The organism is Streptomyces griseoaurantiacus, from assembly GCF_036189845.1.
GTDB classification, from domain to species: domain Bacteria; phylum Actinomycetota; class Actinomycetes; order Streptomycetales; family Streptomycetaceae; genus Streptomyces; species Streptomyces griseoaurantiacus.
In genome coordinates, this window is sequence record NZ_CP108326.1 from 4,854,471 (window position 1) to 4,874,949 (window position 20,479).

The window sequence follows — 20,479 nt, forward strand, 5'->3', positions numbered from 1 at the left end:
CACTGCGGTCCTGCTGGGTGCGCGAGCGCTCAGCCCTCCGAGGGCTCGCTCGCGGACGCCGCCTTCTTCCGCGTGCGGCGCGGCTTCGCCGGTTCCTCGGCGGCCGCCTGCGCCGGGATCTCCGGCTCGGCGGCGGCGGACTTGCGGGTCGTCCGCCTGCGCGGCTCGGCCTCCGCCGCCTCGTTCGCGGACTCGGGCTCGGCCGAGGCGGCGACCGCCTTCTTCCGGGTCCGGCGCGGCTTGGCCTCGGCGGCGCCTGCGGTCCCGTCCTCGTCACCGGCGGCCGGAGCCGCCACCGTCGCCTTGCGCGTACGGCGTGCCTTCGGCGCCTCTGCGCCCTCTGTGCCCTCGGCCGTCTCGACCGCCGCGGCGGCCTTGCGGGTCCGCCGACGGGGCTTCTCCGCCGACTCCTCCACCGCCTGTGCGGGGATCACGGCGGCACCGGCGGCCTCGACCGCTGTCTCCGCCGACTCCGCGGTCTTCCGTGTCGTGCGCCGGCGGGGCTTGGCCTCGGCGCCCTCCGCCGTGTCGACCGCGGCCTCCGCCGAGGCGGTGGCCTTCCGGGTGCGGCGACGGGGCTCCGCCACAGCCGTGGTCTCCGCCTCCGGGGCGGCCTCCGCCGCCTTCTTGCGCGGGGTGCGCCTGCGCGGCGCGGCCTCGGTGGCCTCCGCCGTGTCGACCGCCGCCTCGGCGGCCTCGGGGGACTCGACGGCCGCGGCGGACTTGCGCGTCCGCCGGCGTCGCGGCGTCGCGGGGGCCTCGGCCTCCGCCGCCTCGGAGGGCGCGACCGCCTCGGAAACGGCGGGCGCCTCGGCGGCCTCGGCGGCCGGGGTCACCTCGGTCACCGTCCGCGGAGCCGTCGCCTCGGCCTGGGCGCCGGACCGGGTACGCCGACGCCGGCGAGGCGTACGCCCGGCGCCGCCGGACTCCGCGCCGTCCGTGCCGGGCGCGTCGTTCGCGCCGTCCACGGGCGTGACCGCCCGCTCCGAGGCCGTCACCGACGCCTCCGCGTCGAGCGGCGTTCCACCGCGGGTGCGACGGCGGCGACGGGGGGTCCGCGCCGGGCGCTCGCGATCGCGCTCACGGCCGCTGTCCGCCGTGCCGCCGCTCCCGCCGCGTCCACCGCGTCCGTCCCGACCGCCGCGCGCCCCTCGGCCGCCGGTCTCACCCAGGTCCTCGATCTCCTCGGCGCCCAGCCCGGCGCGGGTGCGCTCCGCGCGGGGCAGCACACCCTTCGTGCCCGCCGGGATGGAGAGCTCCTCGAAGAAGTGCGGCGAGGTGGAGTACGTCTCCACCGGGTCGTGGTAGTCCAGCCCCAGCGCCTTGTTGATGAGCTGCCAGCGCGGGATGTCGTCCCAGTCGACGAACGTGATCGCCGTACCGGAGGCGCCCGCGCGGCCGGTGCGGCCGGTGCGGTGCAGGTAGGTCTTCTCGTCCTCGGGGGACTGGTAGTTGATGACGTGCGTGACGCCCTCGACGTCGATACCGCGCGCGGCGACGTCCGTGCAGACCAGCACGTCGACCTTGCCGTTGCGGAACGCGCGCAGCGCCTGCTCGCGCGCGCCCTGGCCGAGGTCGCCGTGGACCGCGCCCGAGGCGAAGCCGCGCTGCTGGAGCTGCTCGGCGATGTCGGCGGCCGTCCGCTTGGTGCGACAGAAGATCATCGCGAGTCCGCGGCCCTCGGCCTGCAGTATCCGCGCGATCATCTCCGGCTTGTCCATGGAGTGCGCGCGGTAGACGAACTGCTTGATGTTGGCCAGCGTCACGCCCTCGCCCTCCGGCGAGGTGGCGCGGATGTGCGTGGGCTGCGACATGTAGCGGCGGGCCAGGGAGATGACGGCGCCGGGCATGGTCGCGGAGAAGAGCATGGTCTGCCGGCGGGCCGGCAGCATGCCGATGATCTTCTCGACGTCGGGGAGGAAGCCGAGGTCCAGCATCTCGTCGGCCTCGTCGAGGACCAGGCAGCGCACGTGCGCGAGGTTCAGCTTCTTCTGCCCGGCCAGGTCGAGCAGTCGGCCGGGCGTGCCGACGACCACGTCGACACCCTTCTTCAGGGCCTCGACCTGCGGCTCGTAGGCACGTCCGCCGTAGATCGCGGTGACGCGCACGTTGCGCACCTTGCCGGCGGTCAGCAGGTCGTTGGTGACCTGGACGCACAGTTCGCGGGTGGGCACCACGACGAGGGCCTGCGGGGTGTTGGTGACGTCCTCGGGGCGGGCCCGGCCCGCCTCCACGTCGGCGGGGACGCTGACGCGCTCGAGGAGCGGAAGGCCGAAGCCCAGCGTCTTGCCGGTGCCGGTCTTGGCCTGGCCGATGACGTCGCTGCCGGAGAGCGCGACGGGGAGCGTCATCTCCTGGATGGGGAAGGGGTTGAGGATGCCGACGGCCTCAAGGGCCTCGGCCGTCTCGGGAAGGATTCCGAGCTCTCGGAAAGTCGTAGTCAGGGTGCTGCCTCTTCTGTGTGCGCGGCGCGAGGCGAGCGTGGGGGTCGTGTCGTCCGACCGTGCCGGGGACGACGGCCGGCCTCGGGGGCCGAACCGGGTGGCACGGGACGGGACCACAGCCGACGCTCTCGGGCCTGTCCGGCAGGCCCAGCGCTCGTTCCGCTGAGGGACCCTCCCGGTATGCCGTACACGCGGTGCCGTACGGCTGAGAAGGGCTGTCTGGTCGGAGCCGATCGGGCCACCGACCGGGCATCCTCATTCAAGCGGCCCGTCGCATACCAGGCGGGCCAATACCACCATACCCCGGATTCCCGCACACGCCAGGGCCGGTTCCGTCACGTAGTCGTCGTCACACTGACTGACCAGGGCCTCCCCGAGGCGGTGAGCGGACTATTGTGCGCTCCATGACGACCTCTGACAACGCCTCCGACACCGCAGGACCCGCCGCCGAAGGCACTCCCGGGCCCACCGGCATCGCCGCGCGAGACTGGGCCGAGGCCTCCGCGGACCCCCAGTACCGTGCCGCGGTGGCGGATCTGCTGGGAGCGCTGGCGTACGGGGAGCTGGCGGCGTTCGAGCGGCTGGCGGAGGACGCGAAGCTGGCGCCCACGCTCGCCGACAAGGCGGCGCTGGCCAAGATGGCGTCGGCGGAGTTCCACCACTTCGAGCAGCTGCGCGACCGGCTCGGCGAGATCGGTGCGGAGCCGACGGAGGCGATGGAACCCTTCGTCGCCGCCCTCGACGGCTTCCACCGGCAGACGGCGCCCTCGGACTGGCTGGAGGGCCTGGTCAAGGCGTACGTCGGCGACTCGATCGCCAGCGACTTCTACCGGGAGGTCGCGGCGCGGCTCGACAAGGACACCCGCGAGCTGGTGCTCGCCGTCCTCGACGACACGGGGCACGCCGGCTTCGCGGTGGAGAAGGTGCGCGCCGCGATCGAGGCCGAGCCGCGCGTGGGCGGACGGCTCGCGCTGTGGGCGCGGCGGCTGATGGGGGAGGCGCTCTCGCAGTCGCAGCGGGTGGTCGCGGACCGGGACGCGCTGTCGACGATGCTCGTGGGCGGAGTGGCGGACGGCTTCGACCTCGCCGAGGTGGGCCGGATGTTCTCCCGGATCACGGAGGCGCACACCAAGCGGATGGCCGCGCTGGGCCTCGCCGCCTGACGGTCGCGGCCCGCCGGAAGGATCAACCCCTGCCGGCGGGCCGGTGCGCGCAGCCGACCGGGGCCGAGAGGACGCTCAGGCCGACCGGAGGCCCCCGAGGAAGCTCAGCCGACCGGGGGCCGCGAGGACGCTCAGGCCGTCGCCGAGTGACGGCGGCGGAACCGCTTCTCCGGGCGGAGCAGCAGGGACACGGAGGCCGCGGCGACGGCGGCGGCGCCGAGCAGGCTCACCACCACGTGCCCCGTCTCCACCGCGCTGTGCGCGAGGAAGGCGCCGAACAACCCACCGGCCGCCCCCGTCGACAGCACGAGACGGCGCCCCGGGAGCCGGTGCGGCAGACGGTACGCGGCGGCCCAGGCGAGGGCGAGACCGAGCAACGCGGAGCCGAGCGCTTCCAAGAACATGATCGGGGTCCCTCCCGCACGGCCGGGTGCACTTCGGTCGTAGCGGATCTACCCCCGGAGCGCGGAACGCAACCCTCCCGCGTGAGGAAGATGTGAACTTCCTGTGCGGCCGCGCAGCCCGCTCCCACCCAGCTCACGCGGGGTGCACGGACCGGCTCGCAGACGGAGGGGGCCCGGAACGGCATGCGTTCCGGGCCCCCTCCGCGCGTCCTGCGGCGCGCCCTACAGCGCGCTGAATCCCACCCGGCGGGTGGTCGGCTCGCCGATCTCCACGTACGCCAGGCGGTCGGCCGGGACGAGGACCTTGCGGCCGTGCTCGTCCACGAGGCTCAGCAGCTGCGACTTCCCGGCCAGTGCCTCGGCCACGGCGCGCTCGACCTCCTCGGCATCCTGACCGCTCTCCAGAACGATCTCGCGGGGCGCGTGCTGCACGCCGATCTTGACCTCCACGGCTTCAACCCTCCGACGGTCAGTGAAGTGCGCGATCTCCCGCGCCGTACCCCGCACACATTAGCCCGGTGAGGGGACGGACACGCTCCGCCCGGCAACGCCAGGAGCGAACAGCGCACGGGAACAAACGGCCGCCCCGCCGGGGGAGCGCTCAGTGGAGCTGCTCGTGCCCCGGCTCGGTCCCGTGCAGCGGGAAACCGGCGATGCCCCGCCAGGCCAGCGAGGCGAGGAGCTGCACCGCCTGGTCGCGGGGCACGCTGCGGTCGCTGTGCAGCCAGGAGCGGGCCACCACCTGGGCGAGCCCGCCGAGGCCCGAGGCGAGCAGCATCGACTCGGCACGGGAGAGCCCGGTGTCCTCGGCGATGACGTCGCAGATCGCCTCCGCGCACTCGTTGGTGACCTTGTCGACGCGCTCGCGCACGGCCGGCTCGTTCGTCAGGTCCGATTCGAACACCAGCCGGAAGGCGCCGCCGTCGTCCTCGACGTACGCGAAGTACGCGTCCATCGTGGCCCGGACCCGCTGCTTGTTGTCCGTCGTCGAGGCCAGCGCGTGGCGCACCGACTGGATCAGGGACTCGCAGTGCTGGTCCAGCAGGGCGAGGTACAGGTCCAGCTTGCCCGGGAAGTGCTGGTAGAGGACCGGCTTGCTGACGCCGGCGCGCTCGGCGATGTCGTCCATCGCGGCCGAGTGGTAGCCCTGCGCCACGAAGACTTCCTGGGCGGCACCCAGCAGCTGGTTCCGTCGGGCACGGCGCGGCAGCCGCGTACCCCGCGGGCGTGCCGCCTCTGTCTGCTCGATGGCTGTCACGCCGCCTCCCACTTTCGTCCACGTGCGGTGTGCACCGCGCCGCCATCGTACTTTTGGGTAACCCTGGTGTGCGCGGTGCGAGCGCAGAATTTCACGGACCGGACGGCCCCGGCAGTGGCGCGGATCCGCCCGGTACGGGGCGTACGGGGGCGAACCGGCGCCCGGTGCGGCGCCGGTCCGCCCCCTTCACGCACCGGCGGACGCGCGCGCCCCTGTCGGTCGTCCGCCTCCCGAGAGTCTCCGCGAGGCGGGCGGTGTCTACCGGTAGTCGTCCTCGTCGAGTTCGACGACGCGGGCCTGTTCCGCGAGGTCGGCCTCGCTGGCACGGTCCGTGTCGTCTCCGCGCGGCCGCTCGTCCCGCTGCGGGACGACGTCCGCGAGCTGCTCGGCGGCGTCGTCCTCCGGCGCCTCGACGCCGACCTCGACGCCGACCTCGGCGTCGGCGTCGTCGTCGGCGTGCTCCCTCTCGAAGGTCTCCGGATCGGTGGGGTCGACGGTCATGGCGGGCTCCCTTTCGCGGCGGTCACGGCGTGCACGGCGTGCACGGGGTCACGGGGTTCATGGCGACGGAGCGTGGCGCGGTCCGTGTCGGTCGCCAGGTACCCGTACCTGTGAGGGCGAACACATGAGCCCGCGCGTGATCGTCTCGTAACATTGCCGCATGTCTTCGACCGAGCTGCCGGACGCGCCGGCCATGACCACCGTCCTGCCCAAGGTCTCGCCCGTCAGGGTCGCGGAGGGCGAGGAGCTCAGGTCGGTGTCACTGCCCGGCATCACCCTGACGGTGAGGTCGAGGAAGCCCGCCCGCGAGGGGCTGCCGCCCGCCCTCCACGTGCACGGACTGGGCGGTTCCTCGCAGAACTGGTCGGCGCTGATGCCGCTGCTCGACGACGTCCTCGACAGCGAGGCGGTCGACCTGCCGGGCTTCGGCGACTCCCCGCCCCCGGACGACGGCAATTACTCGATCACCGCGCACGCCCGCGCGGTGATCCGCCATCTCGACGCCTCCGGGCGCGGGCCCGTGTACCTGTTCGGCAACTCGATGGGCGGGGCGATCGCCACCCGCGTGGCCGCCGCCCGCCCGGATCTCGTCCGCACCCTCACGCTCGTCTCGCCCGCGCTGCCCGAACTGCGGGTGCAGCGCAGCGCGGTTCCCACCGGGCTGCTGGCGGTGCCGGGCGTGGCGGCCCTCTTCACCCGCTACACCCGGCAGTGGACGGCGGAGCAGCGGGTGCGCGGCATCATGGCCCTCTGCTACGGCGACCCCAATCGCGTCACCGAGGACGGGTTCCGACACGCGGTGGAGGAAATGGAACGGCGGATGCGGCTGCCGTACATGTGGGACGCGATGGCCCGCTCGACGCGCGGGCTGGTGAACGCCTACACGCTGGGCGGACAGCACGGACTGTGGCGGCAGGCCGAACGGGTACTCGCCCCGACACTCCTCGTCTACGGCGGCCGGGACCAGTTGGTCGGCTTCCGCATGGCCGCGCGTGCGGCACGAGCCTTCCGCGACTCCCGTATGTTGACCCTGCCGGAGGCGGGACACGTCGCGATGATGGAGTACCCGGAGCGGGTGGCGGACGCGTTCCGTGACCTGCTGAGGGACGTGGAGGCGGAGACGCCCGCGTCCCCGTCCGAGGCCAAGTCCGCGTCGAGAGGCGTGGGTTCGGCGGCCGGTGTGACTGATACGACCGATGCGGGGAGCTGAGGCGCGGCGTGGGACGACACAGCCGCAAGCGAGGGAGCGACAAGGGCGTCCGTAAGGGCGACAGGGGCGAGGGGAGGGACGCCGGCGAGGCGGCGGGCCCGGCAGCGGCGGCGAGACCGTCGGGTCCGGGCGGACCGTCGGCGCCGGTCGCACCCCCGGCCGGGCTGCCGCGCCGGCCTGCCGCCCGTGAGGGCGCGGGCGCCTCCGGCCCGGGCCGCGCGCCCGGCGGACCGGCACGTGTGCCGGGTGGTCCGGGAGGCGCGGGGACTCCGGGTGGACCCGGGCCCCAGGGAGGCCCGCGCTTCGCCGGCGGAGCGCCCCGGCACGGGGACGGAACCCCCGCCCAGGGCGTCCCCCGCTTCCCGGACGGAACCCCCGCCCAGGGCATTCCCCGCTTTCCCGACGGCACCCCGGCCCAGGGTTTCCCGAGGCTGCCCGACGGCACGCCGGCGCAGGGTTTCCCGAGGCTGCCCGACGGCACGTCCGCCGGTGGTGTGCCCAGGTACGCGGACGGCACGCCCGCGCACGGAGTTCCGGGTGTCCCGGGCGGGGGCCCCTCGCAGGGCGGCCCCCGGTACGGCGCGGGCACGCCCGCCCACGGAGTGCCCGGTGGCCCAGGGGGTGCACCTCCGCAGGGCGGTCCCCGGTTCCCCGAGGGCACGCCCGCCCACGGTGTGCCGCAGGTGCGCGGGGGGCATCCCGAGCAGCGGGAGGCCGGGGGCGGCTGGGGCCGGGTCGGCGCGGTGTCCGCCCGGGGCGGAACACCGGCGGCCGCGAACGCCGCCGAGGCCGCTCCGGCGCCGGCGGCACGGCGCTCGCGCGGCCCGCGGCAGGAGTACCTGGACGCCTTCGGCGAGAACCGCGAGAACCGCGAGAACCGCGAGCACGGCGAGAACCGCGGTGACCTCGACGACGCCACCCCGGCCCGCCCCCGGCCGGCCACCGCGCCCGGTACCCCGGGCACCCGCGACACCGAGGACGTCCTCGGGGCCGGGCGCCGGTCCGGCGGCAAGGGCCGCACGTTCACCGGTGCCGCGGCCGCCGCCGTCACCACCGTGCTGGCCGTCGTCGTCGCGGGCCAGGTCACCGAGGGGCGCGACGGGGCGTCCGCGCGCGCCCAGTCCGCCGGCGACCGGGGCCGCGACATCCGCGGCGCCGGTGGCGCGGAGGCCGCGGCGCCCCCCGTCACCCCGAGCGCGAAGCCGCTGACCTACGCGCAGAAGATGGCCAAGGTCTATCCGCTCACGGTGGAAGCCAAGGGCTCCGGCGACTTCGCCGCCGTCCCCGGCACCGACAAGGCGCCCGGCCGGGGGCGGACGTACACCTACCGGGTGGACGTCGAGAAGGGCCTCGGTCTGGACGCCGGCCTGTTCGCAGAGGCCGCGCAGAAGACGCTCAACGACGACCGGAGCTGGGCCCACGACGGGGCCCTCGCCTTCAAGCGCGTCTCCTCCGGCAAGGCCGACTTCGTGCTCACGCTGGCCAGTTCCGGCACGACGGCGAAGTGGTGCGCCAAGTCGGGCCTCGACACCACCGAGGACAACGTCTCCTGCGACTCGGCCGCCACCGAGCGCGTGATGATCAACGCCTACCGCTGGGCACAGGGCTCGAAGACCTACGGCGACGACCACATCTACGCCTACCGGCAGATGCTGATCAACCACGAGGTCGGTCACCGGCTCGGCCGTGGCCACGTCAACTGTGACGAGGACGGCGCGCTCGCGCCGGTCATGCAGCAGCAGACCAAGTTCCTCGACCACGACGGCATCCACTGCCTGGCCAACCCCTGGCCCTACCCGAAGGGTTGAGCCTGCCCGTGCGGTGAGCGCGCGGTGAGCCCGGGTGAGTGGGGCACTACCGGCGGGGGTGGGCGCGGCGGGAGGAGCGGGGCGACCGGCTGATGTCAGATTGACATGAGCCGGTCGCGCGTTCTAATTTCTGCGCATGTCGTCCCGCCGTCCCGCCTCCCGCGCCGCCATCGAACTGGCGCTCATCGGCGTGACCGCACTCTGCGTGGCCGACATTCACTGTCGCTGACACCCGCCCCGGCGCGCGTCGGCATCTCTCTCCGTCGTAATCGTCCGTTTCCGCCGCCGTGACCCGTCCTGTTCCGGTCACGTCCCTCGGCACGGCCCCTCGACGGCCTCTCCATGACGTGCGACGACCCGTCGCCGGGCAGACGTCTGCTTCTTTTCGTCTCACTCCTCGTGCGACCGTTCCGCGATCCGGGACGGCCCGTGAGAACTCCCCGAGAGGTCGTCAATCCGATGCGTCAACCGTCCCGCACCCGCACTCCACGCCGCCTGGCAGTGGCGTCCCTCGGCCTGGTCGTGGCAGCGGGTGTCGCCGCCTGCGGTCCGGAGGACAACGATGCCAAGAGCGCCGGAGGCGACTCCACGCCCCACAAGGGCGGCACACTCACCGTTCTGAACAGCCAGCCGCAGACGGACTTCGACCCGGCCCGGCTCTACACCTCCGGCGGCGGCAACGTCCCGTCCCTCGTCTTCCGCACCCTCACCACCCGCAACCGCGAGAACGGCGCCGCCGGAGCGAAGGTCGTCCCCGACCTCGCCACCGACCTCGGCCGCCCCAGCAGGCACGCGACCGTGTGGACGTACACGCTGAAGAAGGGCCTGAAGTACGAGGACGGCAGCGCGATCACGGCCGCCGACGTCAAGTACGGCATCGAGCGCTCCTTCGCCGCCGAACTCTCGGGCGGAGCCCCCTACCTGCGGGACTGGCTGGTCGGCGCCGCCGACTACCAGGGGCCGTACAAGGACAACAAGGGGCTCGAGGCGATCGAGACCCCGGACGAGCGGACCCTCGTCTTCCACCTGAACAAGCCCGAGGGCGAGTTCCCCTACCTCGCCACGCAGACCCAGTTCGCGCCCGTCCCGAAGGCCAAGGACACCGGCACCAAGTACGAGCAGCACCCCGTCTCCTCCGGCCCGTACCGGGTCGTGAAGAACGAGAACGACGGCGAGAAGCTCCTGCTGGAGCGCAACAAGTACTGGTCCGCCGCCACCGACGCCGAGCGCAAGGCGTACCCGGACCGGATCGACGTGCGCTCCGGACTCGACTCCTCCGTGATCAACCAGCGGCTCTCCGCCTCCCAGGGAGCGGACGCGGCGGCCGTCACGACGGACACCAACCTCGGCCCCGCCGAACTCGCCAAGGTCAGCGGCGACAGGAAGCTCGCCGCACGGGTCGGCACGGGGCACTTCGGATACACCAACTACCTGGCGATCAACCCCAAGGTGAAGCCGTTCGACGACCCCAAGGTGCGCCAGGCCGTCGCCTACGCCGTCGACCGCTCCTCGGTCGTCAACGCGGCCGGCGGCTCCGCGCTGGCCGAGCCCGCCACCACCTTCCTGCCGAACCAGAAGTCCTTCGGCTACACCCCGCACGATCCCTTCCCGGCGGGCACGTCCGGCAACGCGGCCAAGGCCAGGGAGCTGCTGAAGGAGGCGGGGCACCCGAACGGGCTGACCCTCACCCTCACCCACTCCAACGCCAAGGACTTCGAGACCAGCCCGGAGATCGCCACCGCCCTCCAGGACGCCCTGAAGAAGGCCGGCTTCACCGTCCGGCTGCAGGGCCTGGAGGACAACGACTACAAGGACCGGACCCGCGACACCAAGACGGAGCCCGGCCTCTTCCTCGCCCACTGGGGTGCCGACTGGCCCTCCGGCGGCCCCTTCCTCGCCCCGATCTTCGACGGGCGGCAGATCGTGAAGGACGGCGCCAACTTCAACTCCGGCTTCCTGAACGACAAGGCCGTCAACACCGAGATCGACGCCATCAACAAGCTCACCGACCTCGACGCCGCCGCGAAGCGGTGGGGCGCGCTGGACGAGAAGATCGCCGAGCAGGCGCTCGTCGTGCCGCTGTTCCACCCGGTCTACAAGCGGCTGTACGGCGAGGCCGTGAAGAATGTCGTGATCAGCGACTGGACCGGCGTCCTCGACATCTCCCAGGTTGCGGTGAAGTGACGCCGTGAGTGAGGCACTTCTCGCCTCCGAGGCCTCCGGGACGGGCCCGGCGCAGCACGCGCCGGCCCTCCTGGCGGCCTCGGGGGCACGTCGGTTCTGGCGGCGGCTGCGCACGCAGCGCGCCGCCCTCGTCGCGGGCGGCGTCGTCGCCCTGCTCGTCCTGGTCGCGCTCGCCGCGCCCCTGCTCACCGCGCTGGAGGGCCAGGACCCCACCACCTACCACCCCTCGCTCGTGGACTCCGCGCGCGGCGGCGTCCCGATCGGGCCGCTCGGCGGCATCAGCGGCGAGCACTGGCTCGGCGTCGAACCGCAGACCGGACGCGACCTGTTCGCCCGCCTCGTGCACGGCGCCCGGGTCTCGCTCGGCGTCGCCCTGGCCGCGACCGTCGTCCAGGTCGCCATCGGCGTGCTGGTCGGCGTCGCCGCGGCGCTCGGCAACCGCTGGCTCGACCAGGTGCTGAGCCGTATCACCGACATCATCATCGCCATGCCGCTGATGATCATGGCTCTCGCGCTGCTGGCGGTCGTCCCCGACGACTTCCCCCGGCCCGTGCTCGTCGCCCTGGTCATCGGATTCGTGGCCTGGGGCGGCATCGCCAAGATCGCCCGCGCCCAGACGCTCACCCTGAAACAGCTCGACCACGTCGCGGCCGCCTGGCTGAGCGGCTGGGGCACCTGGCGCGTCGCCCGCCGCGAACTCCTGCCGGGCCTGGCCGCGCCCGTCCTCACCTACGCCGCGCTCATGGTGCCGAACAACATCGCCATCGAGGCCGCGCTGTCCTTCCTCGGCGTCGGCGTACGGCCGCCGACGCCCTCCTGGGGAGAGATGCTGACCTCGGCCAACGTCTGGTACGCGGCGGCACCGCAGTACCTGCTGCTGCCCGCGGCCGCGCTCTTCGTGACCGTCCTGGCGCTCACCGTCCTCGGCGACGGCGTCCGTACCGCCCTCGACCCGCGCGCGGCCTCCCGCCTGCGGGTGGGCACCGGACGCCGACGGGAGAAGCGGGCGGCCAAGGCCTCCCCGGCCGGGGGCGAGGCCGCCACGGCGCCCCGGACCGGCGACGGACCCGGGAGTCCTCGTGAGGACGACGCCGTCAGGGAGACCGGGACGGGCGACGGATCCGGGAGTCCTCGTGAGGACGACGCCGTCAGGGAGATCCGGACCGGCGATGGCCCCCGTGAGCCCCGTGAGCTCCGGAAGCCCGGTAAGGAGGACATCGAATGACGGGCTTCACCGGCTTCGCGTTGCGGCGCGCCCTCGGCGCCCTCGTCACGCTGCTCGCCATCTCGGCGATCATCTACGTCATCTTCTACGCGACCCCCGGCAACGTCGCCCAGATCACCTGCGGCCCGCGCTGCTCGCCCGCCCAGGTCCACCAGGTCGCCGAGCAGCTCCGCCTCGACGACCCGCTCTTCCTGCGCTACTGGCACTTCCTCCAGGGCATCGTCGTGGGCCAGGACTACTCCACCGGCACCTCCGTCGAGCACTGCTCGGCACCCTGCCTCGGACTGTCCTACCGCAGCGACCAGCAGGTCACGCAGCTCATCCTCAGCAAGCTGCCGGTCAGCCTCTCGCTGGTGGCCGGCGCCATGGTGCTCTGGCTGCTGCTCGGCGTCGGCACCGGCGTGCTCTCCGCCTGGCGGCGCGGCCGGTTCACCGAGCGCGCGCTGACCGGCGTCACCCTGGCCGGCATGGCCACGCCCGTCTTCGTCATCGGCCTCGTGCTGATGATCGTCGTCTGCGGGCAGTGGGAACTGCTGCCGTTCCCGCAGTACGTGGCCTTCTCCGAGGACCCCGAACAGTGGGCGTGGAACCTGCTGCTGCCCTGGCTGACCCTCGCCCTCGGCGAGGCGGCCTTCTTCGCGCGGATGACCAGGGCGGCGGTGCTGGAGACCCTCGCCGAGGACCACATCCGCACCTTCCGCGCCTACGGCGTCGGCGAGCGGGCGATCGTCGCCAGGCACGCGCTGCGGGGGGCGCTCGCGCCCGTGATCGCGCTCAACGCCAACGACTTCGGCGCGGCCGTCGGCGGTGCCGTCCTGACCGAGACGCTGTTCGGGCTGCCCGGCATCGGACAGGAACTGGTGCACGCGGTGGACGTCGTCGACCTGCCGGTCGTGGTCGGCATGGTCCTGGTCATCGGCTTCTTCGTGGTGCTGGCCAACGCCGTCGCGGACGTGCTGTACGCGGTGGCCGACCGACGGGTGGTGCTGTCATGAGTCCGCTGGACCCGAGTCGGGTGGACGCGAGCCCGGTGGAGCCGAGCCCGGTGGAGCCGAATGAGGCCGAGCCGAGTGGGGCCGAGCCGAACGGGGCCGAGCCGAGTGGGGCCGAGCCGAGTGGGGTGGCCCCGGGTCCCTCGGCCCCGAGCCCCGAGGCCGCGAAGGCGGCGGACCTGGTGGCCGTGGACGGGCTGACCGTCGACTTCGGCGGGTTGCGGGCCGTCGACGGGCTCTCCTTCTCGCTCGCTCGGGGGGCCGCTCTCGGCCTCGTCGGCGAGTCCGGTTCCGGCAAGTCGACGGTCGCCTCCGCGCTGCTCGGGCTGCACCGCGGCACCGGCGCCGTCGTCGGCGGCGCGGTGCGGGTGGCCGGCCTCGACCTCGCGCGGGCCTCCGAGGAGGAGCTGCGGCGACTGCGCGGCGGCACGGCGGCCATGGTCTTCCAGGACCCGCTGTCCTCCCTCGACCCGTACTACGCGATCGGCGACCAGATCGCCGAGGTCCACCGGGCCCATACCCGAGCCACCCGGCGCACGGCCCGCGCGCGGGCCGTCGAGGTGCTCGACCGGGTCGGCATCCCCGAGGCCGCGCGGCGCTCCCGGGCGCGGCCGCACGAGTTCAGCGGCGGCATGCGGCAGCGGGCGCTCATCGCGATGGCGCTGGCCTGCGAGCCGGAACTGCTGATCGCCGACGAACCGACGACCGCGCTCGACGTCACCGTCCAGGCCCAGATCCTCGACCTGCTGCACGCGCTGCGGCAGGAGACGGGGATGGGGCTGCTGCTGGTCACCCACGACGTGGGCGTCGCCGCCGAGAGCGTCGACGAGGTGCTGGTGATGCGGCACGGACGGGCGGTCGAACACGGGCCGGCCGCCGAGGTGCTCGCGGCGCCCGCGCAGGCGTACACCCGGGAACTGCTCGCGGCGGTGCCGCGGGTGGACGCACCGCGGGTGGGACGGCCCGCCGGGGCCGCGGACGAGGCGGTCGCGGACGAGGCGGTCGCGGAAGGGGTCGGCGCCGGTGAGGTCGTGCTGGAGGCGGTCGGGCTGCGGCGGGAGTTCGGGCGCGGCAGGCGCGCGGTCACCGCGGTCGACGACGTGTCGCTGACGGTGCGCCGGGGCGAGACCCTCGGCGTGGTGGGGGAGAGCGGCAGCGGGAAGACCACGCTCGGCAGGATGCTGGTCGGACTGCTGGAGCCGACGGCCGGCGAGGTGCGGTACGAGGGCCGGCCGCACACGGGTGTGCGTCCCGCAGTCCAGATGGTGTTCCAGGACCCCGTCTCCTCCCTCAACCCCCGTCGCAGTGTGGGCGAGTCGATCGCGGATCCGCTCCGGGCGCGCGCGGCCCGCGACGGGAGCGCGCGGGAGACCCGTGAGGAACGGGAGGCGCGTATCCAGGGGCGCGTGCGCGAGCTGCTGGAGCGCGTGGGGCTCGACCCGGCGCACTACGACCGCTACCCGCACGAGTTCAGCGGCGGCCAGCGGCAGCGCATCGGCATCGCCCGGGCGTTGGCCGCTGACCCCCGGGCCATCGTCTGCGACGAGCCGGTCTCCGCGCTGGACGTCACGACGCAGGCCCAGGTGGTCGCCCTGCTCGGCGAGTTGCAGCGCGAGCTGGGCCTGGCCCTCGTCTTCGTCGCCCACGACCTGGCCGTCGTGCGGCAGGTCAGCGACCGGGTGGCGGTGATGCGCCGCGGCCGGCTCGTCGAGTACGGCCCGGCGGACCAGGTGTACGACGCCCCGGAGGACCCCTACACCAGGCAGTTGCTGGCCGCCGTGCCCGCACTCGACCCGGCGGTCGCGGCCCGCCGGCGCGCGGAACGGAAGGGCGCGGAGGCGCCCGGGACGCCGACCGGGACGGGTGAATCGAGGCACCCCGCGAAATCGGCGGTCGTATGACAAAACCCCATGTCGTGATCCCTTAGCGCGGCTCAACGCGGCCTGTCCGGGAAAGTTACGACGGTTCACCCCTTTCGGTGGCGCGACGGACAACCGTCCGTCGCGCCACCGGCATGTCCGCATACGTTCTTTCCGCTGCGGGCCGCCGGACAACGGCGGCTCCCCATACGGGAGATCGGGGATGCACTCGTGCGCATCGGACTGCTGACGGAGGGTGGCTATCCGTACGTGAGCGGTGACGCCAGGCTCTGGTGCGACCGGCTCGTGCGCGGGCTCGCACGGCACGAGTTCCGCGTCTACGCGCTCAGCCGCAGCCTGCGGCAGGAGGACGAGGGGTGGATGCCGCTGCCGCCTCAGGTGACCCGCGTCCGCACCGCCCCGCTGTGGACCGCCGTCGACGACGGCGCCGCTCACGGTCGCGACCTGCACGGCCGCCGTGCCCGGCGTCGCTTCACCGAGGCGTACGCGGACCTTGCCCGCGCGGTCTGCGAGGGCGGTGCCGCGGAGGGCCGCGCGAGCCGTTCCCGGGGGGCTTGCGCGAACGGCTGTGCGGAGGACGGAGTGAACGGCTGCACGGGCGACTGTGCGAGCGCTCGCCCGAGCGGCCGCACCGGCGACTACGGGGACGACCGCCAGGCGGACCGTTTCGGCAACGCGCTGTACGCCCTCGCCGACCTCGCTCGTGAGGAGGGCGGACTGGGGAGCGCGTTGCGTTCGGAGGGCGCGTTGCGCGTCTGGGAGCGCGCCTGCCGGACGCCCGGAACCGTGCGCACGGCGCACGGGGCGCGGGTGGGCGAACTCCTCGCCGTGGCCCGGCACGTCGAGCGCGCGCTGCGTCCCCTCTCCCTGGACTGGTACGAGGACGCCGAGCTCGGCGCGGTCGACCTGTGCCACGCCACGGCGGGCGGCTCCGCCGCGCTCCCCGCGCTGCTCGCCCGGCACTTCTCCGGGGTTCCCCTGCTGGTCACCGAGTACGGCGTCCCCCTGCGCACGCACTACCTCGCCACCGCCGACGCGCCCCCCGCCGTACGCGCGCTGCTCGCCTCCTTCCACGGCCGGCTCGCCGCCGAGGTGTACCGGCGGGCCGCCCGCATCACCCCCGGCAATGCCCACGTCCGCCGCTGGCAGGAACACTGCGGCGCCGACCGGGCCAAGCTGCGCACGGTCTACCCCGGGATGGAGGCGTCCCGGTTCGCCGAGGTGGTGGCCGACGTGGCCGACGCGGCGGAGTGGGCCGGGAGCGCTGAGCGGGCCGAGAGGGCGGAGCGGGCCGAGAGGGCGGAGCCGGCGGAGACGTCGGCGCCGCGCAGGTCGGAGCCGGGCGGGGCGGCCCGACGGGCGGCCGGGGCGGCGGCGACCACCGGCGGAACCTTCGAGCGTGAAGCCTTCGAGCGTGAGGCTTTTAAGCGTGAGGCCGCCGAGCGTGAGGCCGCCGAGCGTGAAGCCTTCGAGCGTGAGGCTTTCGAGCGTGAGGCCGCCGAGCGTGAGGCCGCCGAGCGTGAGAGCGCCGCCCATGAGAGTGCGAGTGGTGCCGGGGACACGCTCGTCTGGGTGGGGCGTGTCGAGCCCGCCAAGGACCTCGTTTCCCTTCTCCACGCCTTCGCCGAGGTCCGCGCGCACGTGCCGACCGCCCGGCTGCGCATCGTCGGCACCGCCGCGGGCGCCGAGGGGCGGGCCTACCTCGAGCACTGCGAGCACCTGGCCGCCCGGCTCTTCCCGGACGACGGCCATGAAGACACCCGCCCGTGCGGTGACCGCCCGGTCTCCTTCGAGGAGGCCGGCGCACCGGACGCACCCGACCTCGCCGCCGTGTACGCGGCGGGAGCGGTCGTCGTCCTCTCCAGCGTCGTCGAGGGCTTCCCCGTCAGCCTGGTCGAGGCCATGTTCTGCGGACGGGCCACCGTCTCCACCGATGTGGGCGCCGTGGTGGAGGTCATCGGCGGCACGGGCCTCGTCGTCCCGCCGCGCGAACCGGCGGCGCTCGCCCGGGCGTGCGTGGCGCTGCTGCGCGACCCCGCACGGCGTCGGCGCCTCGGCGAGGCCGCCCGCGCACGCGCCCTCGAACTGTTCACCGTGGAGCAGAACGTCATGGCCTTCGACGGCCTCTACCTCGACGTCGTCTCCCACTCCCCGCGCCGCCGGGTGCTCGTCGACGACAGGGGAGCGCCCCTGCCCTTCGGCACCCCCGCCGAGGCCCGCCTCCCCGGCAACTGGACCGGCCCCCGCCGCCCCCTCCGGCGCGCCCCCCTCTGGGCCTCGGACACCACCACCGCGCCCGCCGCCCCCGCGCAGCGGCCGGAACCGGTGGGGAAGGGCGCCGCCCGATGAACGAGCTGCACACCGACCCCGAGGCGACCGGGAACGCGCCCGCCACCCGTGGACGCGGCACCGGCACCAGTAGCGGCATCGGCACCGGCATCGGCACCGAGGCCTCGACCACCGACGGCCGGGAGCCCGCGACCGCATCGCCGGCCTCCGCGCCCGGCCCCCGGCCCGGCACCGCGGACCCCGTGAAAGCCCTGATGAACCGGCACCACGACCTCTGCGCCCGGGCCGTCGACCACCTCGAGATCGCCGCCGGCCTCGAGGCACACGGCGTCACCGACCGCACCGCCGCCCGCTTCCGTCACCGTGACGTCTTCTCGCTCGCCGAGGAGATGTACGCCCGCTTCCCCCGCGACCCCGACGCCCCGCCCCCTCACTCCGCCCCCGCCCACCGCCCCGGGACCGGCCGCCCCGCTCCCGCCCTGCTCGCCCTCCTCCCCGGCCTGCTGTGCGCGGCGACCGTCGTGGCAGCGCGGTCCACCGACGGGCGGTCACGCCTCGCCCTCGCCGTCCTAGGCACCCTGCTCGTAGGGCTGGCCGTGCGCACACTTCTGCGCCGGGGCCCCCTGGCCGGCCCGCACCGCGCCGCCTCCGGCACGCGCGGCTGGACCTTCTGGCTGCTGACCTACGCCTTCCTCGGCGACGGCCTGCTCGGCGAGGGACTGACCGGTGGCCCCGACGGCCCCTGGTCCCCTGCCACGGCCCCCCTCCTCGCCCTCGCTCTCGCCTGCGCCCCGGCCGTGTGGTGCGCCGGACTGTTCACCGCGCTGGCCGGACGCCGCCTCGGCACCAGCCGCGCCCTGGACGACTTCGCCGCCTCCGCCCGTCCCGTCCTCCTCGGTGCCTTCGCCCTCTTCCTGGGCGCCCTCCTCGGCCTCCTCGCACTGTGCGGCACACTCCTCGGCGAACACCCCGCGTACGCCGGCGCCGGCGCCCTCGGCGCGCTCCTCCTGCTCGCCCGGCTGCTCACCGCGCACGGCTTCCCGCACGCCCCGGCGGTCGCGCTCGCCACCGCCGGTGCCGCCGAGGGCCTGTCGCTGGCCACCGTCTTCGCCTCACGCCTCCCCGGCTGCTCCCTCCTCTCCGTCCCGGTCCAGACCGTCACCGACGCCTGGGGAGCCGGCAGCGTGCCCGCACTCGCCTGCGGCACCGCCGCCACCGTCCTGCTGCTGCACGCCACCCGCACGCTGACCCGGGCCTCCGCCCACGCCGTGCCGCACGAACCCCGCTGAGCCCTCGCCCCGGCCGGACCGGCGCACAGCGCCGAGGCCCCTCGCCACCGCACAACCCCCGAAGGAGAAACCCAGATGATCACCTCCCGATCCGGAACACCCGGTGAGTCCGTCCCGGGAGGCGCCCGATGAGGGTCCTGCTGATCGGAGCCAACGGATACATCGGCCGCTTCGTCGCCGACCGTCTGCTCGCCGACCCCGCCGTGCAGCTCACCGCGCTCGGCCGCGGCGACGACGCCGACGTACGGTTCGACCTCGCCACCGGCAGTCCCGGCGCCCTCACCCGGTTCCTGGACGCCGTCCACCCCGGAGTCGTCGTCAACTGCGCCGGTGCCACCCGCGGCGGAGCCCGCGACCTCACGCGCCACAACACCGTCGCCGTCGCCACCGTCTGCGAGGCCCTGCGCCGCAGCGGCTGCGGAGCCCGGCTCGTACAGATCGGCTGCGGTGCCGAGTACGGACCGAGCCAGCCCGGCTCCTCCACCGCCGAGGACTCGGTGCCCCGCCCCGGCGGCCCGTACGGCGTCAGCAAGCTGGCCGCCACCGAACTCGTCCTCGGCTCCGGTCTCGACGCCGTCGTCCTGCGGGTCTTCTCCCCGGCCGGACCGGGCACCCCCGCGGGGTCACCGCTCGGCCGGCTCGCCGAGGCCATGCGCCGCGCCATGCAGTCCGGCGACGGCGAGCTCAAACTCGCCGGGCTCGGCATCCAGCGCGACTTCATCGACGTCCGCGACGTGGCCCGTGCCGTCCACGCGGCCTCCCTCTCCGCCGCCCAGGGTGTGATCAACATCGGCTCCGGGCGCGCCGTGCGGTTGCGCGACGCGGCCGCCGTTCTCGCCCGCGTGGCCGGCTTCGGCGGCGCGCTGCACGAGATCGACACCCCGCCCGGCCCCGTCCGCGCCGTCATCGGCCACCCCCGCGGCGAGTCCGACCACGCCGGCCCCGCGACCCTGCCGTACCCGGACGGCTGCGGGAGCTGGCAGCAGGCGGATGTGCGCACCGCCCGCGACCGGCTCGGCTGGCGCCCCCGCATCAACCTCGAGGAGTCCCTCGCCGACATCTGGATGGAGGCCGCGTGCCGTATCTGACCGCCACGGCCACCGACACCAGACACACCCACGCCGGTCCCGGCGTCGGCGTCCCCGGCTACGCACATCCGCTGCTCGCCTCCGACCAGTGGAACGCACTCGCCCGCCCCGGCGCCCCCGTCCACTGGGCCGTCCTCAACGTGCACGACGGGCCCGGGATCTGTCCCGATCCGCGGTGCCTGGAGGCAGTCGGTCAACTGCGCAACGCGGGCGTCCGCGTCCTCGGCAGGCTTGACGCCGCGTACGGCAGACGCCCCTTTGACGCGCTGATGTCGGACGCCCGGCGCTACCTCGACTGGTACCGCGTCGACGGCTTCCTGCTGCGCCGCTGTCCCACGCACCGCGAGGCCCTTCCCGGCGTCCGGCGCACGAGCGCCGGACTCCGCGACCTCCACGCCGGGTGCCACCTCGTCCTCGGCCACGGCACCCACCCGCATCCCGGCTACGCCGCCCTCGCGGACCAACTGGTCACCTTCAGCGGCCCCTGGAGCGACTACCGCTGGTCCCAGGTGGCCGAGTGGACGGCCGACCATCCGCCGGAGCGCTTCTGCCACTTCGTCCACGGGCTGCCCCGCGGCCACCTCGACGAGGCCCTGCGCATCACCCGCTGGCACGGTGCGGCCACGTTCTACTTCACCGACCGCACGGACCGCGGCGGCACGGTGGACCCCTGGGAGACGATGCCCGGCTACTGGGACGAGATCGTCTCGCGCCTCGGAACGGGTGTCTCGGAATGAAGAAGGG

General features: G+C 74.3%; 17 protein-coding genes. 12 read left to right on the forward strand and 5 right to left on the reverse strand.

Annotated features, from left to right (window positions below; genetic code table 11):
* Positions 1 to 29: 29 nt before the first annotated feature.
* Positions 30 to 2,351: a DEAD/DEAH box helicase gene (locus OHB09_RS21750; RefSeq protein WP_328922395.1), complete on the reverse strand. Its 2,322-nt coding sequence runs from the start codon at positions 2,349 to 2,351 to the stop codon at positions 30 to 32.
* A gap of 497 nt (positions 2,352 to 2,848) precedes the next feature.
* Here OHB09_RS21750 and OHB09_RS21755 point away from each other — a divergent pair, with 497 nt between their 5' ends.
* The gene (locus OHB09_RS21755) at positions 2,849 to 3,607 is read left to right on the forward strand and encodes a ferritin-like fold-containing protein (RefSeq protein WP_040896275.1); all 759 of its coding nucleotides are present in this window, start codon (positions 2,849 to 2,851) and stop codon (positions 3,605 to 3,607) included.
* 131 nt (positions 3,608 to 3,738) lie between these two features.
* Here the strand turns inward: OHB09_RS21755 and OHB09_RS21760 are convergent, their stop codons facing one another.
* The 4 genes from OHB09_RS21760 to OHB09_RS21775 all read right to left on the reverse strand — a co-directional run bounded on the left by OHB09_RS21760 (position 3,739) and on the right by OHB09_RS21775 (position 5,770).
* Positions 3,739 to 4,011: a hypothetical protein gene (locus tag OHB09_RS21760; protein WP_006142239.1), complete on the reverse strand. Its 273-nt coding sequence runs from the start codon at positions 4,009 to 4,011 to the stop codon at positions 3,739 to 3,741.
* Between the two features lie 222 nt (positions 4,012 to 4,233).
* The gene (locus tag OHB09_RS21765) at positions 4,234 to 4,461 is read right to left on the reverse strand and encodes a DUF3107 domain-containing protein (RefSeq protein ID WP_006142240.1); all 228 of its coding nucleotides are present in this window, start codon (positions 4,459 to 4,461) and stop codon (positions 4,234 to 4,236) included.
* A gap of 151 nt (positions 4,462 to 4,612) precedes the next feature.
* Positions 4,613 to 5,269 (reverse strand): TetR/AcrR family transcriptional regulator, encoded by a 657-nt coding sequence (locus tag OHB09_RS21770; protein ID WP_040896278.1) that lies wholly within the window; start codon positions 5,267 to 5,269, stop codon positions 4,613 to 4,615.
* Between the two features lie 258 nt (positions 5,270 to 5,527).
* Positions 5,528 to 5,770 (reverse strand): hypothetical protein, encoded by a 243-nt coding sequence (locus OHB09_RS21775; protein WP_328922396.1) that lies wholly within the window; start codon positions 5,768 to 5,770, stop codon positions 5,528 to 5,530.
* Positions 5,771 to 5,930: 160 nt separating this feature from the next.
* Here OHB09_RS21775 and OHB09_RS21780 point away from each other — a divergent pair, with 160 nt between their 5' ends.
* From OHB09_RS21780 to OHB09_RS21830, 11 genes are all read left to right on the forward strand, one after another.
* Positions 5,931 to 6,980, forward strand: coding sequence for an alpha/beta fold hydrolase (locus OHB09_RS21780; protein WP_328922397.1), 1,050 nt, complete (start codon positions 5,931 to 5,933; stop codon positions 6,978 to 6,980).
* A 683-nt stretch (positions 6,981 to 7,663) separates the two neighbouring features.
* Entirely contained in the window at positions 7,664 to 8,788 is a 1,125-nt protein-coding gene (locus OHB09_RS21785) for a DUF3152 domain-containing protein (RefSeq protein WP_328922398.1), read from the forward strand.
* Between the two features lie 136 nt (positions 8,789 to 8,924).
* A complete protein-coding gene (locus tag OHB09_RS21790) occupies positions 8,925 to 9,017 on the forward strand; it encodes an Ms4533A family Cys-rich leader peptide (protein ID WP_309486343.1) in 93 nt (30 codons plus the stop codon).
* A gap of 230 nt (positions 9,018 to 9,247) precedes the next feature.
* Positions 9,248 to 10,972, forward strand: a complete 1,725-nt coding sequence (locus OHB09_RS21795; RefSeq protein ID WP_167794829.1) for an ABC transporter substrate-binding protein — start codon at positions 9,248 to 9,250, stop codon at positions 10,970 to 10,972.
* Positions 10,973 to 10,976: 4 nt separating this feature from the next.
* Positions 10,977 to 12,197 (forward strand): ABC transporter permease, encoded by a 1,221-nt coding sequence (locus OHB09_RS21800; protein ID WP_328922399.1) that lies wholly within the window; start codon positions 10,977 to 10,979, stop codon positions 12,195 to 12,197.
* On the forward strand, positions 12,194 to 13,192 hold the full coding sequence (locus OHB09_RS21805; protein WP_191852209.1) for an ABC transporter permease: 999 nt from the start codon (positions 12,194 to 12,196) through the stop codon (positions 13,190 to 13,192). The genes OHB09_RS21800 and OHB09_RS21805 overlap by 4 nt, the downstream gene beginning before the upstream one ends.
* Before the next feature lie 179 nt (positions 13,193 to 13,371).
* Complete coding sequence (locus OHB09_RS21810) at positions 13,372 to 15,090, forward strand: ABC transporter ATP-binding protein (RefSeq protein ID WP_328923046.1); 1,719 nt, start codon at positions 13,372 to 13,374, stop codon at positions 15,088 to 15,090.
* Positions 15,091 to 15,279: 189 nt separating this feature from the next.
* Positions 15,280 to 17,418: a DUF3492 domain-containing protein gene (locus OHB09_RS21815; RefSeq protein ID WP_328922400.1), complete on the forward strand. Its 2,139-nt coding sequence runs from the start codon at positions 15,280 to 15,282 to the stop codon at positions 17,416 to 17,418.
* Positions 17,415 to 18,647 carry a hypothetical protein gene (locus OHB09_RS21820; protein WP_328922401.1) on the forward strand — a complete coding sequence of 411 codons (1,233 nt, stop codon included), beginning with the start codon at positions 17,415 to 17,417 and terminating at the stop codon, positions 18,645 to 18,647. Before OHB09_RS21815 ends, OHB09_RS21820 begins: the two co-directional genes overlap by 4 nt.
* A 128-nt stretch (positions 18,648 to 18,775) precedes the next feature.
* Complete coding sequence (locus OHB09_RS21825; protein WP_006142251.1) at positions 18,776 to 19,735, forward strand: NAD-dependent epimerase/dehydratase family protein; 960 nt, start codon at positions 18,776 to 18,778, stop codon at positions 19,733 to 19,735.
* Positions 19,723 to 20,472 carry a spherulation-specific family 4 protein gene (locus OHB09_RS21830; protein ID WP_234527642.1) on the forward strand — a complete coding sequence of 250 codons (750 nt, stop codon included), beginning with the start codon at positions 19,723 to 19,725 and terminating at the stop codon, positions 20,470 to 20,472. The genes OHB09_RS21825 and OHB09_RS21830 overlap by 13 nt, the downstream gene beginning before the upstream one ends.
* Positions 20,473 to 20,479 lie beyond the last annotated feature (7 nt).

What these genes read in the sequence shown, in the direction of transcription:
- OHB09_RS21790 (WP_309486343.1), top strand. Translation starts at nt 8,925, where the DNA reads ATGTCGTCCCGCCGTCCCGCCTCCCGCGCCGCCATCGAACTGGCGCTC.
- OHB09_RS21820 (WP_328922401.1), top strand. Translation starts at nt 17,415, where the DNA reads ATGAACGAGCTGCACACCGACCCCGAGGCGACCGGGAACGCGCCCGCC.
- OHB09_RS21780 (WP_328922397.1), top strand. Translation starts at nt 5,931, where the DNA reads ATGTCTTCGACCGAGCTGCCGGACGCGCCGGCCATGACCACCGTCCTG.
- OHB09_RS21805 (WP_191852209.1), top strand. Translation starts at nt 12,194, where the DNA reads ATGACGGGCTTCACCGGCTTCGCGTTGCGGCGCGCCCTCGGCGCCCTC.
- OHB09_RS21775 (WP_328922396.1), bottom strand. Translation starts at nt 5,770, where the DNA reads ATGACCGTCGACCCCACCGATCCGGAGACCTTCGAGAGGGAGCACGCC.
- OHB09_RS21755 (WP_040896275.1), top strand. Translation starts at nt 2,849, where the DNA reads ATGACGACCTCTGACAACGCCTCCGACACCGCAGGACCCGCCGCCGAA.
- OHB09_RS21795 (WP_167794829.1), top strand. Translation starts at nt 9,248, where the DNA reads ATGCGTCAACCGTCCCGCACCCGCACTCCACGCCGCCTGGCAGTGGCG.
- OHB09_RS21750 (WP_328922395.1), bottom strand. Translation starts at nt 2,351, where the DNA reads ATGACGCTCCCCGTCGCGCTCTCCGGCAGCGACGTCATCGGCCAGGCC.
- OHB09_RS21825 (WP_006142251.1), top strand. Translation starts at nt 18,776, where the DNA reads ATGAGGGTCCTGCTGATCGGAGCCAACGGATACATCGGCCGCTTCGTC.
- OHB09_RS21760 (WP_006142239.1), bottom strand. Translation starts at nt 4,011, where the DNA reads ATGTTCTTGGAAGCGCTCGGCTCCGCGTTGCTCGGTCTCGCCCTCGCC.